General features: G+C 64.0%; 18 protein-coding genes. 8 read left to right on the top strand and 10 right to left on the bottom strand.

Annotated features, from left to right (window positions below; genetic code table 11):
• Positions 1 to 318: phosphate signaling complex PhoU family protein (locus HX613_RS06965; RefSeq protein ID WP_328284919.1), on the top strand; the 318-nt coding region annotated here is incomplete at its 5' end.
• Positions 319 to 323: 5 nt separating this feature from the next.
• The gene (locus HX613_RS22565) at positions 324 to 548 is read left to right on the top strand and encodes a PhoU domain-containing protein (protein ID WP_235344669.1); all 225 of its coding nucleotides are present in this window, start codon (positions 324 to 326) and stop codon (positions 546 to 548) included.
• Positions 549 to 568: 20 nt separating this feature from the next.
• On the opposite strand, the gene HX613_RS06955 is transcribed toward HX613_RS22565, so the two are convergent.
• A complete protein-coding gene (locus HX613_RS06955; protein WP_235344668.1) occupies positions 569 to 1,519 on the bottom strand; it encodes an EamA family transporter in 951 nt (316 codons plus the stop codon).
• A gap of 71 nt (positions 1,520 to 1,590) precedes the next feature.
• On the opposite strand from HX613_RS06955, the gene HX613_RS06950 reads away from it, so the two are divergent.
• Positions 1,591 to 1,953, top strand: a complete 363-nt coding sequence (locus tag HX613_RS06950) for a helix-turn-helix domain-containing protein (RefSeq protein ID WP_235344667.1) — start codon at positions 1,591 to 1,593, stop codon at positions 1,951 to 1,953.
• Positions 1,911 to 2,567, top strand: a complete 657-nt coding sequence (locus HX613_RS06945) for a LysR substrate-binding domain-containing protein (RefSeq protein ID WP_328284918.1) — start codon at positions 1,911 to 1,913, stop codon at positions 2,565 to 2,567. The genes HX613_RS06950 and HX613_RS06945 overlap by 43 nt, the downstream gene beginning before the upstream one ends.
• On the opposite strand, the gene HX613_RS06940 is transcribed toward HX613_RS06945, so the two are convergent.
• The gene (locus HX613_RS06940; protein WP_235344665.1) at positions 2,543 to 3,286 is read right to left on the bottom strand and encodes a phosphoglyceromutase; all 744 of its coding nucleotides are present in this window, start codon (positions 3,284 to 3,286) and stop codon (positions 2,543 to 2,545) included. The two genes, HX613_RS06945 and HX613_RS06940, sit on opposite strands and share 25 nt — an antisense overlap.
• 129 nt (positions 3,287 to 3,415) lie before the next feature.
• On the opposite strand from HX613_RS06940, the gene HX613_RS06935 reads away from it, so the two are divergent.
• Positions 3,416 to 4,531 (top strand): bile acid:sodium symporter family protein, encoded by a 1,116-nt coding sequence (locus tag HX613_RS06935; RefSeq protein ID WP_235344664.1) that lies wholly within the window; start codon positions 3,416 to 3,418, stop codon positions 4,529 to 4,531.
• Positions 4,528 to 5,175 carry a GNAT family N-acetyltransferase gene (locus tag HX613_RS06930; RefSeq protein WP_235344663.1) on the top strand — a complete coding sequence of 216 codons (648 nt, stop codon included), beginning with the start codon at positions 4,528 to 4,530 and terminating at the stop codon, positions 5,173 to 5,175. Before HX613_RS06935 ends, HX613_RS06930 begins: the two co-directional genes overlap by 4 nt.
• Positions 5,176 to 5,178: 3 nt before the next feature.
• Here HX613_RS06930 and HX613_RS06925 read toward each other — a convergent pair whose 3' ends face one another.
• The 7 genes from HX613_RS06925 to HX613_RS06895 all read right to left on the bottom strand — a co-directional run bounded on the left by HX613_RS06925 (position 5,179) and on the right by HX613_RS06895 (position 10,209).
• Positions 5,179 to 5,535: an iron chaperone gene (locus HX613_RS06925; RefSeq protein ID WP_235344662.1), complete on the bottom strand. Its 357-nt coding sequence runs from the start codon at positions 5,533 to 5,535 to the stop codon at positions 5,179 to 5,181.
• On the bottom strand, positions 5,532 to 6,053 hold the full coding sequence (locus HX613_RS06920; RefSeq protein WP_235344661.1) for a YbjN domain-containing protein: 522 nt from the start codon (positions 6,051 to 6,053) through the stop codon (positions 5,532 to 5,534). The genes HX613_RS06925 and HX613_RS06920 overlap by 4 nt, the downstream gene beginning before the upstream one ends.
• A 31-nt stretch (positions 6,054 to 6,084) precedes the next feature.
• Positions 6,085 to 7,500 (bottom strand): glycosyltransferase, encoded by a 1,416-nt coding sequence (locus tag HX613_RS06915; RefSeq protein WP_235344660.1) that lies wholly within the window; start codon positions 7,498 to 7,500, stop codon positions 6,085 to 6,087.
• Between the two features lie 9 nt (positions 7,501 to 7,509).
• Entirely contained in the window at positions 7,510 to 8,355 is an 846-nt protein-coding gene (locus HX613_RS06910; protein WP_235344659.1) for an alpha/beta fold hydrolase, read from the bottom strand.
• 21 nt (positions 8,356 to 8,376) lie between these two features.
• Positions 8,377 to 8,706, bottom strand: a complete 330-nt coding sequence (locus HX613_RS06905) for a DUF2516 family protein (RefSeq protein WP_235344658.1) — start codon at positions 8,704 to 8,706, stop codon at positions 8,377 to 8,379.
• Between the two features lie 172 nt (positions 8,707 to 8,878).
• Positions 8,879 to 9,355 carry an AzlD domain-containing protein gene (locus HX613_RS06900; protein ID WP_235344657.1) on the bottom strand — a complete coding sequence of 159 codons (477 nt, stop codon included), beginning with the start codon at positions 9,353 to 9,355 and terminating at the stop codon, positions 8,879 to 8,881.
• The gene (locus HX613_RS06895) at positions 9,352 to 10,209 is read right to left on the bottom strand and encodes an AzlC family ABC transporter permease (protein WP_235344656.1); all 858 of its coding nucleotides are present in this window, start codon (positions 10,207 to 10,209) and stop codon (positions 9,352 to 9,354) included. Before HX613_RS06895 ends, HX613_RS06900 begins: the two co-directional genes overlap by 4 nt.
• Before the next feature lie 65 nt (positions 10,210 to 10,274).
• Here HX613_RS06895 and HX613_RS06890 point away from each other — a divergent pair, with 65 nt between their 5' ends.
• On the top strand, positions 10,275 to 10,877 hold the full coding sequence (locus HX613_RS06890) for a helix-turn-helix domain-containing protein (RefSeq protein ID WP_235344655.1): 603 nt from the start codon (positions 10,275 to 10,277) through the stop codon (positions 10,875 to 10,877).
• A 14-nt stretch (positions 10,878 to 10,891) separates the two neighbouring features.
• On the opposite strand, the gene HX613_RS06885 is transcribed toward HX613_RS06890, so the two are convergent.
• The gene (locus HX613_RS06885; protein WP_235344654.1) at positions 10,892 to 12,040 is read right to left on the bottom strand and encodes an FUSC family protein; all 1,149 of its coding nucleotides are present in this window, start codon (positions 12,038 to 12,040) and stop codon (positions 10,892 to 10,894) included.
• An 84-nt stretch (positions 12,041 to 12,124) separates the two neighbouring features.
• On the opposite strand from HX613_RS06885, the gene pepN reads away from it, so the two are divergent.
• A complete protein-coding gene (gene pepN / locus HX613_RS06880; protein ID WP_235344653.1) occupies positions 12,125 to 14,923 on the top strand; it encodes an aminopeptidase N in 2,799 nt (932 codons plus the stop codon).
• The last annotated feature ends 116 nt before the right edge of the window (positions 14,924 to 15,039 follow it).

Raw genomic sequence — 15,039 nt, 5'->3', positions numbered from 1 at the left:
CCTCGAACTGGCCGAAAAGGTCATCGAAGCCGACGCCGTGATCGACCACAGCAGTACGCCCTCGACCAGCAGGCCGCTGAGATGCTGGCCCTGCAGGCCCCCGTCGCCGCCGACCTGCGCGCGGTCCTCGGTTCGCTGCGGATGTCCGCTTCGCTCGAGCGCATGGGCGACCTGGCTCGCCACATCGCCCAGCAGGTCCGCATCCGCTACCCGGAGTCAGCGATCCCCGATCACTTCACCGAAACCTTCACCCGCATGGCGAATCCGGAGAGAAGATCGCCGAGGCGACGGAGAACCTGCTGTCGAACCCGGGCCTGACCGCCGTGCCCACGATCAATGCGATCGACGAAGAGCTCGACGAACTGCACCTGAGCATCTTCGCCAAGCTCGCCGAGGCGCCCGCCGGGTCGCTGGCACCGCGCCACATCGCCGACGTCACCCTGCTCTCGCGCTACTACGAGCGCTTCGGCGACCACGCGGTGTCCGTGTCCCAGAAGGTCGAATACCTGCTCACCGGCAACTGGGAACCGTACCTGTCGAAGAAGTGACATACGCCTGAAGCACCGAATCAGCCCGAGGTCGACGAATGTTCGACCTCGGGCTTTTCGCTGGCGATGACTCTCCGGTGCCTCCGGTTCGTTCCGCTGATGCTGCGTGCGATGGTCTTCAGCACTCCCGTCGTGACAGCGACGCCCAGAAGCAGGAGGGCTCCGCCGACGAGCTCGGGAACGGTGGGACGGTCTCCGAGGACGAGCCAGGCCGAGAGCACACCGACCAGGGGAACCAACAGTGAGAACGGCGCCACCTGCGATGCCGGGAACCTTGCAAGCAGCGAATTCCAGATGACGTAGCCGACGAGTGAGGCACAGCCGGCGGTGTAGACGACCGAAGCCACGACTCCCCAGGTCGGGTTCGCAAGGGCGTGAGCCACCTCGGCGGGGCCGTCGACGAGTATCGAGAGCGCGAACAGCGGCACGGGGACCACGATGGCCGACCACACGGTCATCTGCACACCGTTCGTGCCCTCCTTGACTCCCCGGGCGATGACATTGCCGATCGCCCAGGACAGGGACGCGGCGAGCGCGACGAGGAAGGCGACGATCGGCACCGATGCCTGAAGGCTCAGGCCGATGACGCACAGTCCGGACAGGCCGATGAGGATGCCGATGATCTGGCGTCGACTCGGGAACTCCTTGAGCACAAGGGCCGCGACGAGCACCGTGAAGGCGGCCTGAATCTGGATGACGATCGAAGTCAGGCCCGCAGGCAGCCCGAGGAACATGGCTGTGTAGAGGAGGCCGAACTGACCGGCGGACATGAAGACGCCGATGAGGAGGATACGTCGGAAGTTCCCTCTGGGGTACTTGACGAAGAAGATCGCCGGGATCACGACGAGCGTGAAGCGGGCGGCGACGAGGAGCAGCGGTGGCCAGTCCCGCAGCCCGAAGTCGATGAAGATGAAGTTGACGCCCCAGAGAACGACGACGAGCAGGGCGAGCATGTAATGGACGGGACGCATACTTCCAGGATCCCAGCCATTGCATCAAAATTCCATTGAATATAAATGCGTGGTTTCGTTAAAATTATTTGATGATTGACACTCTCGCCCTGCGCACGCTCGTTGCTCTCGACTCGGCCGGATCCGTCACGGCGACTGCCGACGCACTCGGCTACACCTCGGCGGCCATCAGCCACCAGCTGCAGAAGCTCTCGCGCTACCTCGGCTCACCGGTCACCGAGCGCACCGGACGGGGGATCGCATTGACTCCGATGGGCCGTGAGCTCAGCCGGCGCGGCGCCGAGCTGCTCCAGGACCTCGAAAGCCTCGAGACCGACGCCGGGCAAGGTCGGGCGAACCTCGAGGTCGGATCACGGTGGGCGGGTTCTCGACAGGCATCCGCGGAGTGCTGGTGCCATCCCTGCCGCTGCTCAAGGAGACCGCGCCGGAGCTGACGATCACCAACATCGAAGAGGAGCCCGATGAGCTCATCGACATGGTCACGGTCGGTCGGATCGACGCCTCGCTGATCTTCGACTGGCGGGAAGGTCCTCCCCAGCTGCCCTCGACGCTGAATTCCGAGCTCATCACCGTCGACCGGGCCGATATCGTCATGCATCGTGACCACCATCTGGCATCACGCCATCTGGTGACCCGGCAGGATCTCCTCCGCGAGGTCTTCGTCTCGGCACCGCGCAACGGCGTATGCCATCGCTGGCTCACCGCGCTCTTCGATCCGCTCAACGCCGAACCGCGGATCGAGTACTGGGCGATGGAGTATGACACCCAGATCGAGTTCGTCCGGGCTGTCGGGGCGCTCGCGCTGGTGCCGCGGTTGGGACGGCCGCACCTGCCTGCCGACGTCACCGTCGTCGAACTCGACGATCCGAGCATCGCCCGCTGGATCTACCTCGTGTGGCGGGCCTCGATGAGCGCATCCCCGGCGATCTCCCTTCTCCTTGAGCAGATGAGGGCGGTCGCCGAGGTGGCGGCAGGTAAGTGTGAGCCTGAGCGAGAGAGACTGAGCGTGGGAGAGTCTGAGCCTCAGCGGCCCTGGTTGGCGACCTGACCGATCGCGGCCTCTGCGGCAGCAGCGTCGAGGTAGGTGCCGCCGGGCTTGACCGGGGTGAAGTCCTCGGTCAACTCGTAGTGCAGCGGGATTCCGGTGGGAATGTTGAGGCCGGTGATATCGGCGTCGGAGATTCCGTCGAGGTGCTTGACGAGGGCACGCAGCGAATTGCCGTGGGCGACGACGAGCACGGTGCGTCCGACGGTGAGTTCGGGGACGAGCCGGTCGTACCAGTAGGGCAGGAGCCGGTCGATGACGTCGGCCAGGCATTCCGTGCGAGGCAGGGAACCGCCGAGGTTGGCGTAGCGCGGATCTCCTGCCTGCGAGAATTCGGAGGCGTCGCCGAGAGCTGGCGGCGGGGTGTCGAAGGAGCGGCGCCAGGTCATGAACTGCTCCTCGCCGAACTCCTCGCGGATCTCCTTCTTGTTCTTGCCCTGCAGCGCACCGTAGTGGCGTTCGTTGAGTCGCCAGCTGCGATGGACGTCGAGCCAGGAGAGATCGGCGGCTTCGAGCGCCAGATTCGAGGTGAGGATGGCCCGCTTGAGTCGGGAGGTGTACACGACGTCGGGGATGAGGTCGGCCTCGCGCAGGAGCTCACCGGCCCGCTGGCCCTCAGCCCGCCCCTTGTCCGTCAGGGTCACGTCGACCCAACCGGTGAACAGATTCTTCTGGTTCCATTCGCTCTCGCCGTGGCGCAGCAGGATGAGGTTATGCGTCATGCCACCATTTTTGCACGACCGTGCCGACGCGCACAGAGCTGCCCACCCTCTGGTCGAGGTGCTTCCGAGATCTTTCTCACTATTCGGCACTCGATCTTGCATCCCGATATGCCCGGATAGCCTGAACTCATGTCTGACACCCCTACGCCGCCGTCGTCGAACTCACAGCCTCAGTCGTCGAACCCGCAGCCTCCGTCGTCAAGTACACAGCCGATGACCCCGCCACCGCCGGCGGGAGGGTCATCGGCTCCTCAGCCCCAGCAGCCGAACTCCGACCGCAGTTCGATCATCGCCGTGACGGCGCTGCCGGTCCTCGTCGTCATCGCAGGTGTCCTCGGGTTCCTCAGCCCTGACACGTTCACTCCTCTCGCGCCCTCGATCACCTGGGCTCTCGGATTCGTCATGTTCTTCATGGGTCTGACGCTGACGCTGCCGGACTTCGCCCGGATCGCGAAGAAGCCATGGATCGCCGCCCTCGGTGTCGTCACACAGTTCGTCGCAATGCCCCTGCTCGGTCTCCTGGTCGTCACCCTCTACAGCCTTCCGACTGAGATCGCGGTCGGCGTCATCCTCGTTGGATGTGCCCCTGGAGGAACTGCTTCGAACGTCGTCACCTACCTGGCCAAGGGCGATACCGCCCTGTCGGTGTCGATCACGACCCTGTCGACCCTCCTCGCCCCGGTGCTCACACCCCTGCTGACCCTGTGGCTGGCCGGCTCATACATGGACGTGCCGTTCTGGTCGATGTTCGTCTCGATCTGTCAGACGGTGCTCGTACCCGTCATCGTCGGGGTGATCGTCAGGCTTGTGGCCTCGAAGCTCGTCGACAAGATCTCACCGATTCTGCCCTGGTTCGCGTCCATGGCCATCGCCTACATCGTGGCGGTCGTCGTCGCGGGTTCCGCCGGCTCCATCGCGACCGCCGGAATCCTCGTGCTCCTGGCAGTCATCACGCACAACGTCCTGGGACTTGGAGTCGGCTACGGAGTGGCCGCGGCCTGCCGGTTGGACACTCCGACCAGACGAGCGATGACCTTCGAGGTCGGGCTGCAGAATTCGGGGCTCGCATCCACTCTCGCGACCACGTACTTCTCACCGCTCGCTGCTCTTCCCGGCGCTGTGTTCAGCGTCTGGCACAACGTCTCCGGTGCACTCCTGGCTTCGGTGTTCGCACGCCGCACCTACGGCAAACCGCCGCGTGAGCAGGTCGCCGGAGACAGCCGCACACAGGAGTCGGGACTGTGATCCGGCCGTCGACCCCGTCGGGCTTCTCCACTTTCGAGACGGAGACGATCGCTCTCGCGAACAGGAGATTTCTGATTCGGCGGGCACGAGACACCGATGTGCACGACCTCGTGTCACTGCTTCGCGATGACGCCCTCGGTGCCGCTCGTGAGGGTTCCGGCGCCGAGGAGGTGGCCGACTACCAGCGCGCCTTCGGTCTCATTGATTCCGATCCCAATCAGCTTCTGGTCACGATCGACGATGTCACCGACTGTGCTGAGAGCCATCACGAATGCTCCGAGAGCCATCACGAAGGTGCCGAGAACCGTAATGACGGTTCTGCGAACTACGATGAGGGTGGGCGGGCACGCCCTTCCGACACCGGATCGGCTGCCGTCGTCGGCACTCTGCAGCTGACGCTGATCCCGAGCCTGTCACGACGAGGTTCGACGCGGCTGCAGATCGAAGCGGTGAGGATCGGGCCTGATGCGCAGGGCCTCGGTCTGGGCACGGCGGTCTTCGAATGGGCCCATGCCTGCGGGCGTCGATTCGGGGCATCGCTGGCTCAGCTGACGACCGATAAGTCGCGCACGGATGCGCAGCGGTTCTATGCACGGCTCGGCTACGAGGCTAGTCACGAAGGGCTCAAACTGGACCTGAGCTGAGACTCACATCCACTTCACGCCGTCGACCTCGAACTCACGGATGCGGTGGGCGATCATCTCCGCCAGCAGGTCGGTGGGGATCTCGCGATCGTAGTAGAGCTTGATCGAACCCTTTCCGGTATCGAATCCGCTCAGCCGATCGGCGAAGGCCTCTTTGGTGCTGGGGGTGAATACGAAGTTCGCGTGCTTGGCGTAGCCGGCGAAGGCGAAGAGGATCGTGCCCACGAAATAGGCAGGGTTCCCCCACTTGAGCCCCTCCTCAGCGGTGGGCGCAGCGGCGCGGCTGAGGTCCCGGAGGTGGCTCAGGAATTCCCGCTTGTGCACATCGTCGAAGCCGGCGATGTAATCGTCGACGTTCAAGCCTGCTCCAGAAATTCGTTGTCCGCTCCGCTGAGGACGTCTTCGAAGGCGGCGAGGTTCCGCGTCGACTCCCCGCGACTGATCCTCCAGGCCCATTCCTTCTTCATTCCGGTGAGGAAGCCGATGAGCAGAAGTTCGTTGAACGAGGAGTCGGCGATCGCCAGTATCGCCCCGAGCAGCGAGTCGAGTTCCTCGAGAAGTCGGTCCCGGGGAACGCTGGCTCCCAGATACACATCGCCGAGGGTGTCGATGCCGAACGACACCGGGCCTGGTTTCATGTTCTTGATGAGCAGCCAGCGGTTGAATTCCTCGGCGTTCTCGTCCGGATGGCGAATGACGAACGCCTGCAGCTGCACCGTTCGCGCAGAGACGGTGATCGACACGGTCGTCTTCAGCTTCTTCTCTCCCGGCAGGACTACGGCGATCTGCGTGTCCTCAACGGCGTCGACTTCGACCTCGTTCTCATTCGCCCACTGCCTCACGCCGGCCAGAATCGTCTCGGTGTCGGTCGTCATCATGTGTCCTTCCGTCGGCAATCCATTGAGTTCTTCAGCAGCCGCGCCCAACCAGTCGCGGCTTCGGATTGAGTTCTTCCGCGGTCGCTGTCTCTTCCGTGTTCGACATCTCTTCCGCGGTCGTTGTCTCTTCCGTGCCCGTCATCTGCTCGGTGGTCGTCATCGTCGTCGTCGGGGCCAGATCCGGCACGTCGAGGGCGCCGAGCACACTCGCCGCCGTGGCCGACCAATCGAATCGAGTCGAGCGATCGGCGGCATGAAGTGCGAGTTCGCGTCGCAGTTCATCGTCGAGGAGCATCCGCTCGAGAGCCATGGCCCAATGCCGAGGGTTGTGATCGGCGATGAGCACGCCCGAATACCCGTGTTCGACGATGTCGGGCAGGCCGCCCACCGCCGAGGCGATGGCGGGCAGGCCCGATGCGGAGGCTTCGGCCGCGACCAGTCCGAATGATTCGCTGCGTGAGGGGACGAGAAGGATGTCCGCCGCGCGGTAGTAGGTGACGAGTTCATGCGCGGGGACGGGACGTCGCACCTCGACGCTGGGTTCGGCGGCGATCGCTGAGTTCAGTTCGCGCAGGTACGGCGAGAATCCAGTCGGAGCCTCTTGGCCTGAAACTGCGCCGAGGAGGATTCCACGCGTCCGAGACGCCAGGTGCGGGTTGTCCTCTCGCAGGCCGGAGATCGCATCGACGACGACGTCGGTCCCCTTGATGAACTGCATCCGCCCCACGTAGAGGACGACGAATTCCTCTCGCGCAAGACCCAAAACCGTTCTGGCCTCGGCTCGATCTCCTGGAGAGAACAGGTCGTGGTCGACGCCGGGCCTGGCCACCACTACGGCGTCGGCATCGGCGCCGAGTTCGTGGATGAGATCGCGACGCTCTGCCGGGGTGTTGGCCACGATCAGGTCCACCGCCGAGGCGATTCTCTCCTCTGCTTCCAACCGCTGGGGCCGTTCGTGGCTGGTCTCTGAGTCGCGGTTCTTGACCGCGCCGATCGTGTGCATGCTCACGACGATTCGAGGACGTGCACCGGACCTGGTCGCGTCCTCGGCGACCGCCGACAGTGACTCCTGGGAGCGAAGCTCCTGAGCCCGCAGTGCCGCCTCGGCGGAGATCCAATAGTGCGCCCAGATCAGATCGGCTGAGGTGAAGCCCGGTTCGTCCAGGAGGAGCAGCGCGAGTTCGTCGATGGCATCGGCAAGCTCGTCCTTGTTGGCCGCATCGATCGGCAGCTGGTGGAGTCGGACGTTCTCAACGATCTGCAGGGTGCCGGCGCGCCCGCCCAGTCCATCAATACCGCTCGGGTCGGCGGTGAAGACGTCGACGACGTGGCCAGCTGCTGCCAATGCGCGCACGGACTGATCGACGTAGACATTCATGCCACCGGCATCGCCCTGGCCCGGCTGAGCCGCGGGCGAGGTATGGAGGGAGAGAACGGATATGCGCACTGTGACAGTTTAGCCAAAGAACTCGCCGAGGATCCGGCGAACTTCGTGGCGCCCGCGCCACAGGATCGATCCCGCTGGCATGACTTCCAAGTGGGCCTCTGGAATCGCGGCCGCAATCGCCTCGGCGACCTCGACCGGATGGGCAGGGTCATCCTCGTGGGTGAGCACGAGCACTTCCCCCGGGAACCGAGCCAGAGCATTCAGCGGGTCATTGCCTGGGCTCACATTGCCCGTGCTCACATCGCCTGCGCTCGCGTCGACGGCGATCTCAAGAGCCAAGCCGAGCCCGTCGGACATATCCGTATTGACGAGATTCTCGGCCTTCGACTTCGTCCAGGCTCTGGCTGGCAGGAGCTCGGCAACCTCGGTAGGTTCGCGAGAAAGCATCAGGTCCGTGATGGACTCGACGTCTCCGGCGGCCACCAGATCACGCAGTCGCTGCAGGTAGCCGCGGTTCGCATCGGCCACCTCGGCGGAGAATCCGGTGAATGATGCCGGGAGCACGAGCGCGACCTTCTCGAGGTTCCGGGTCGCCGGATGAGTGGTGCCGAGGAGTCTGAGGAGCCCGCCGGCGGACATAGAGACGCCGAGGGCCTGCGTCGCCGAGGTGGATGTCAGGGCCCGTGCCAGCACCTCGGCGATGTGGCCGTAGTTCCAACCTGGGCCAGGTGAGGGGCGGCCGCCGTGGCCGGGCAGGTGGAGGAAATGCTTGGTGCCGGTGATGCCTGTGCCGAAGGGACGGGTGTCGCGGATTGCGCCGGCGAATCCGTGGCCGAAGAGCGTGTGGGGCTCACCGCTGCCGAAGGTGGCGATGTAGTCGGAATCTGGGCCCGGGAGATTGAGGTCGTTTGTCATCTAAGCGTGTTCGTCGCGGTCTCAGCGCCAGGGGTTCCGATTTTGTTTGCGATTGCGCGGGTCGATGGCCTTGATCTTCGGGCGGACGTCGGTGAGGTAGACGATGCCGGCGACGAGTGCGATCAGGTTGAGGAAGATGATGCGCATGCCCATGGGCGGAAGCGCGATGAGTGCGAGCGCGAGGCCGACGCCGAGGAGGAGGACCCAGAACTTCTTGCTCTGCTTGTCAACGGCGCGGTAGTTCTCGTCCTTGTAGCGGAGGCAGTCGATGAACGCCCACAGCTGGAGGCCGAAGGCGGCGACGGACAAGGCGAGAAAGACCATCTGCTGAACGCCGGCAATTATTTCCATGGCATCTACCCTAGCAATCGCAGCTCTTCCGGGCACGGGGACGGCTCGGATCCTGGGCGAATCCCCACCGTCGGATCACCCTCCGCACATGAAACCGCCTCAGCGCTGCGGCGACACAATGTTGAGGAAGTACGGCGCTCTGATCGTCACACCTTCGCACCTTGGCCGGCGTTCACAGGATCCCTGTCATTCGGATGCCTGCGCAGACACCCATGCCCAGCAGCACACAGATGAGCATCGGCACTCGCAGGATCGCGGCCAGAACTCCCACACCCACGCCGATGAGCCGTGCGGGGTCCGCGATGTCCTGGCCATCGAAGATCGCCGTCGTCGCGAAGACTGCACCGATGAGAACGACCGTCGCCCGATCCATCCACTTCGTCACCGTCGCCGTCGAGTCGCCTTCCGACTCCCCCGCCAGTTCTGCAGTGCCGTTCGTTCCTGCAGTGCTGTTCGATCTTGCGGTGCTGTTCGATCCCGCGGTATTGTTCGGTCCCGCGGCCCCGCCTGTCCCCGCCGAGGCGGTCGCGAGCTGTCGCCGTCTGCCCTTCGTTGCGATCGCCGCACCGAGCTTCACACCGGCGAAGCGCATGGCATAGGTTCCGATACTCAGCGCGGCGAGTGCGATGAGGAAACTGACCGGACTCATCGGCTTCCCTCCTGTCGATCGAGATCGTCAGTACCGCTGCGATCGCCAGCTTCATTCCGATCGTCGACCTCCTTTCGATCGTCAACGTCGCTGTGATCGTCAACGTCGCTGCGAGCGCCAACGTCGCTGCGATCCGCATAGTCGGCGCCACCTCGGCGCTTCCTGACGACCGCCCTGATCGACCAGCCGGCCGCTACGAACACGAATACCGACAGAGACGTCACGGCTCCGAGTCCGAGCGGCAGGAGCGGAGTGAGGAGGACCGAGATGAGGGTTCCGACCGCCGTGAGCGACAGTGTGGTCCTGCTCTTCAGATCGCCGCGGATGAGGCAGAAAAGGATGATCGGGAAGGCCGCATCGAGGCCGAGGAGATCGGCGTCGATGACGCTGCCGAGCCACTGGCCGAGCATGGCCCCGCTCGGCCACATCAGTGCGATTGCCGCACCCATGAGAAGGAATGCATGCCACCGCGCCCGATCGGTGCTGACCGTTCGCGATACGGCGATAGATTCGTCGTTGATCCAGTGCGCCGCGATGAGTGCGCGCCAGTCCTGCGGAAAGAACGGCCCAACGGCCACGCCGAAGGCGAAGTTCCGTGAGTTGACCAGCAGGCCCGCCAACACTGCAAGGACCGGCGCTCCGCCTGCTGCGATCACGCCGACGAAGGTGAATTCCGCAGCACCGCCGAGGGCGAACATCGCCAGCAGCAGCGTCTGCCACCACGGGAATCCGGACACCGCGGAGATGGCCCCGTAGGACAGTGCGACCGCGATGATCGTGATCGTGACGATGACGACGTCACGATAGGTCGAGCCCGGAAGGACCCGATCGATTGTGCGAAACACAGAACTCATGTTCTATATAGTGCACACTCACGAATCGTTCGTCAACAGGAACGCTATGTCGCTATAGTGAACTTATGAGTTCTCAACCACGAGATGAGGCACCCACCGGATCCAGTGAGCCGTCGGCTGGCCCGACGCCGCGTGAGCAGATCGCGATCGCAATCAGACGAGAGCGGATGCGCGCGAACCTCTCGCTGTCCGAAGTTGCCCGTCGGGCGGGGATCGGAAAATCGACCATGTCCGGGCTGGAGGCAGGCACCGGCAATCCCAGTGTCGAGACGATGTGGGCTCTGGCATCCGCGCTCGACATCCCTCTGGCCAGACTGCTCGATCCCCCGCAGCACGAAGTCGCGCTACTGCATGCCAAGGATCTGCCCAGTCTGCCGTCGAACACCGCGAACTATGCGGCGACCCTGCTCTCCGCATCGCCGGCGAATGCGCGGCGCGATGTCTATTTCATTCAGGCCGAGCCCGGTCAGCCGCGAAACTCGCAGCCGCACCCTGTCGGCACTATCGAGCATGTGATCCTGGGGCAGGGGGCGGCACGCATCGAGGTGCTCGGACAGTCCTACGAGCTTCACGTCGGCGACTACCTGACCTACCCGGGCGACCAGCCGCACGAATTCACGGCGCTCAGACCGGAGACGACTGTCGTGTTCATCGTCGAGAGCCGCTGAGGTCCGCGACTCAATCACTCCGCGGGCGGCTCATCCGTATCTCGCGTGTCTTCGCTGAGCGAGGGAAGTCGGTTCTGGGCGGCCTCGTTGGTCAGCCCGCAGGCTTCGAGGAGGTCTACCGCGACAGGACGCAGCAGCAGCACGAGGGACTCGTCGTGGATATCCCAGCTCTCCTCCGCACGGGGATCAAGACAGGAAGCTGCCTCGGCCAGCGCACCTTCTGCCAGTGCCCGATCTGTCCCTCTGCGCAGCGCGACTTCGAGCTTCTTCGACCCTTCAGACAGCGAATCCACGTAGCCGGCGATGATCGGCTTCTCCACACCGAATTCGGTGATGCCCACGACCCTGCGAGCGATGACGCGAATCGTGCGCATGGCACGATCGGCATGGGTGTGTGCACGGGACAGCCTGGTCACCTCGGCGGAATGACGCCTGCCTCTGGCATTGATCTTCGCCGCTTCCCTCGAGATCTTGAGCGAGGAACCCCAGGAATCGATGATGTCCTGCGTCTCTCGAGCCCGCGTGAGCGCCCGTTTAGCGAGTGCAACGTCGGAGTCCTGCAGCGCCCGCGCCATCATCTGCAGGACTGCACTGATCTCGTCGAGCATGCTCGCGGCAAGACCACGCGGGACCTTGCGGGCATCGCGCGGAAGGATGAGGGCGAGAAGGATTGCACACACGGACCCGGTGAGGGCATCAAGGGTGCGGGGAAACGGCAGAGAGGTGGCGGTGGCAGGAACCACGACGACGTAGACGGATTGGACGGCGATCTGAGTGATGAAGATGCCACCGGAATTCAGCATAGTGCCGATGAAGAGGCCGATGGCCAGCGTCAGTGTGAGCTGCCAGATCCCTGTGCCGTAGACGTTGACGAGGAGCTCGCCCACGAGCACGCCGAAGGTCGCACCGAAACCGATCTCCATGGCTCGGCGCAGTCGACGATCGGCGACCGGCCCGATGCCGACGGCAGAGGCGACGGCCGCGAGGAACGGATATGGGTGGCCGAGGACGTAGACGCAGAAGGCATAGGCCGCGGTGGCGGCGATCGGGATCTGGATCAGCTGCCCGGCGTTGGCCTGCACACGCCTGAGACCCATCCGAGATCGATGCACCAGAGTGTTGAAGGCGCGCTGGGGCAGTTCTCTGACCTCGGACTTCGCCATCAGACTCCCTTCGTGCTCGCCTTCGCTGTACCCAGCGTACCGGAATTGTGACATGCTAAAGTCTGTGCGCCGAGGAGGCTATGAATGACAACCAACCTGACCCGAGATGAAGCGCAGAGCCGCACTCAAGTGCTCGATGTCTCGACTTACACCGTCGATATCGATGTCAGCAATGCCGAGACCGGAGCTCCGACGTACCTCTCCCGTACCGTCGTCGAGTTCACCGCCCGAACCGAGTGCCGCACATTCATCGACCTGATCGCGGACTCGGTCACATTCGCCGAGATCAATGATGAGACCCTCGACCCCGCCGAGGTGTTCGACGGCGCACGAGTGGGACTGCCCATCCGCACGGGAAAGAACACCCTGACGATCGAGGCGCAGGCCTACTACTCCACCTCGGGAGAAGGACTGCACCGCTTCACCGACCCTGCCGACGGCAAGGTCTATCTCTACACTCAATACGAACCGACCGATGCCCGCCGTGTGTTCGCGAACTTCGACCAGCCGGATCTTAAGGCAGAGTTCATCTTCAACGTCACGGCCCCCGAGCACTTCCAGGTTCTGTCGAACCGCCCCGAGACGAGTCGCGGACCGAGCCAGGAGACGAGCCAGGGGCCAGTCGATATGGACTCCCCCGCGATCACTCATCATTTCGCTCCGACCCTGCGACAGCCGAGCTACATCACGTGCATCACCGCAGGCCCCTACGAGGGCGCAACCGACCACTGGACGGATCCCTCGACCGGTGAGGTCGTGCAGTTGGGCGCATGGACGCGCGCCAGCCTCGTCGACCACCTCGACGCCTCCGATATCTTCTCAATCACGAAGGCCGGGCTGGACTTCTTCAGCTCAGAATTCGATTATCCGTACCCGTGGGGCAAATACGATCAGATCTTCGTTCCCGAGTACAACCTCGGCGCCATGGAGAATCCGGGCCTGGTCACGTTTACCGACAGCCTGATCTTCCGGGACAAGGTCACCGACGCGAACTACGAGTCGCGGGCGAACGTGATCCTGCACGAGATGGCGCACATGTGGTTCGGCGACCTGGTGACCATGAAGTGGTGGGACGACCTGTGGCTCAAGGAGTCGTTCGCCGACTACATGGGTGGGCTGGCGCTGGCCGAGGCGACCCGTTTCACCGACGGCTGGGTGACCTTCGCACTGCGTCGCAAAGCGTGGGCGTACACGCAGGACCTATATCCGACCACGCACCCGATCGTCGCCGACATCCCCGACGTCGAGGCCGCGAAACTCAACTTCGACGGCATCACCTACGCCAAGGGTGCGTCCGTGCTCAAGCAGCTCGTGGCCTTCGTCGGCCGGGAGGCGTTCTTCGCCGGCTCGCGCCTGTACTTCAAGCGCTTCGACTACCGCAATACCGAGCTCGCCGACTTCCTCGAATGCCTCGCCGAGGCGGCCCCGGACCGGGACATCGCCAGCTGGGCCGGTGCCTGGTTGGGCACCTCCGGAGTCTCCGAACTGTCGTTGGAACTGACGACGTCCAACGATGCCTCATCGTCTGCGCGGGGTTCAGGACGAGCAAGCATCACCAGCGCGAAGATCACTCAGGCCGATTCGGCTCGCGGTGCCGAGCTGCTGCGTCCGCACACACTCGAGATCGCCACGTTGGGACGAAAGGGACGCAAGCTGGTCCCGATCGATTCCTTCTCCTTCGACTTCTCCACCCAGTCAGCTGAGGTGGAGCAGCTCGCTGGACGCACCCTCGGCGATATCACGCTGGTGAACTACTCCGATCACGACTATGCGCGCGTGCGCTTGGATCCGGCGTCGACAGATGCCGCGATCAGGTCGGTGTCCCGGATCGCAGATCCGCTTTCACGGGCATTGGTGTGGTCAGCCTTGGAAAATGCTGTTCGCGATGGCCTCCTTCCCGTACAGCGATATCTCACGGCTTATGCGCGCAGCCTGGGCAAGGAGAGCCATGCCGGCATCATGGCCGGGCTGAGCCAGACGGCGCTGACCTGCCTGGACCAGTGGGTCTCGGCGAGGAATTTCGAGACCGCAATCACCGGGCTGTTGGGCGCTGCCCTTGACGCATTGGCTACGGCCAGGTCAGGCTCGGACGCTCAGCTTCATCTGGCGAACCTGGTTCTTGCTCTCACCTCGCGCACTGCGCGTTGCTTTGGGGCAAGTGCCGCGATCGCGATGGGCCGCAGCTTCGCGTCGCAGATCCTCGCAGTTCCCGTCGGCGAAGAAATCGACCATCTGACCTCGAGTGCACCGCCTGAGCCTGTTGGGTCTGGGACTTCTGGGTCTGGGACTTCCGAGACTGGGGCTTCCGGGGCTGGATCTGATGCTCCGGACCACGCTGCGGCGAATCTGCCGTTCAAGGGACTGCTCAATGATCATGCTCTGCGGTGGAATGCTCTGACCGCGCTCGTGTGCCTGGGCTGGGCCGACCAGACCGACATCGCGCGAGAGAACCAGTCAGATCCCAGTTCATCGGGCCGCCTCCATGCCGAGACTGCGAGTGCGGCCATGCCGTTGCCGATCGTGAAGATCCGCGCTTGGGAGGTCATCAACGAGGCGGCGGCGCTGAGCAATGATGTGCTCACGGCCATCATCTCCGGTTTCGTGGCCCCCACGTCGATGCCGCTCATCGAAAACTATGTCGATGAGTACTTCTCTCGGCTTGCTGGCTTCTGGGCCGACAATTCGATCGAGATCGCCAGGCGCCTGGTCCTCGGGCTCTACCCTCGTTGGTCGGTTGACGAAGAGACAGCGGTCGAGAAGACCGATGCCTGGTTGGCCGCGCACAGCGATGCTCCGGCGGCGCTGCGTCGGCTGCTCATCGAACGCCGCGATGATCTGGCCCGGGCGATCTATCTCAAGTCGACCCAGAACTCACGCCACTGACCTGTCCCCTCAAGTGTGCCCGTCTGTCTCTTCGGCGGGCCATGCGTCGAATCAGTGGGCCTGACAAGCCAGCTCAGTTGCCCAGACCTGGCTGCTCAGCGGGCCTGACCGGGCTG

The sequence above is a fragment of the Brevibacterium sp. UCMA 11754 genome, from assembly GCF_021532275.1.
In the GTDB taxonomy this organism is placed as follows: domain Bacteria; phylum Actinomycetota; class Actinomycetes; order Actinomycetales; family Brevibacteriaceae; genus Brevibacterium.
Note: the sequence above shows the minus strand (reverse complement) of the source record. Positions and strands in the feature narration are given on the sequence as shown.

What these genes read in the sequence shown, in the direction of transcription:
- HX613_RS06955 (WP_235344668.1), bottom strand. Translation starts at nt 1,519, where the DNA reads ATGCGTCCCGTCCATTACATGCTCGCCCTGCTCGTCGTCGTTCTCTGG.
- HX613_RS06950 (WP_235344667.1), top strand. Translation starts at nt 1,591, where the DNA reads ATGATTGACACTCTCGCCCTGCGCACGCTCGTTGCTCTCGACTCGGCC.
- HX613_RS06940 (WP_235344665.1), bottom strand. Translation starts at nt 3,286, where the DNA reads ATGACGCATAACCTCATCCTGCTGCGCCACGGCGAGAGCGAATGGAAC.
- HX613_RS06935 (WP_235344664.1), top strand. Translation starts at nt 3,416, where the DNA reads ATGTCTGACACCCCTACGCCGCCGTCGTCGAACTCACAGCCTCAGTCG.
- HX613_RS06920 (WP_235344661.1), bottom strand. Translation starts at nt 6,053, where the DNA reads ATGATGACGACCGACACCGAGACGATTCTGGCCGGCGTGAGGCAGTGG.
- HX613_RS06910 (WP_235344659.1), bottom strand. Translation starts at nt 8,355, where the DNA reads ATGACAAACGACCTCAATCTCCCGGGCCCAGATTCCGACTACATCGCC.
- HX613_RS06905 (WP_235344658.1), bottom strand. Translation starts at nt 8,706, where the DNA reads ATGGAAATAATTGCCGGCGTTCAGCAGATGGTCTTTCTCGCCTTGTCC.
- HX613_RS06900 (WP_235344657.1), bottom strand. Translation starts at nt 9,355, where the DNA reads ATGAGTCCGGTCAGTTTCCTCATCGCACTCGCCGCGCTGAGTATCGGA.
- HX613_RS06895 (WP_235344656.1), bottom strand. Translation starts at nt 10,209, where the DNA reads ATGAGTTCTGTGTTTCGCACAATCGATCGGGTCCTTCCGGGCTCGACC.
- HX613_RS06890 (WP_235344655.1), top strand. Translation starts at nt 10,275, where the DNA reads ATGAGTTCTCAACCACGAGATGAGGCACCCACCGGATCCAGTGAGCCG.
- HX613_RS06885 (WP_235344654.1), bottom strand. Translation starts at nt 12,040, where the DNA reads ATGGCGAAGTCCGAGGTCAGAGAACTGCCCCAGCGCGCCTTCAACACT.
- pepN (WP_235344653.1), top strand. Translation starts at nt 12,125, where the DNA reads ATGACAACCAACCTGACCCGAGATGAAGCGCAGAGCCGCACTCAAGTG.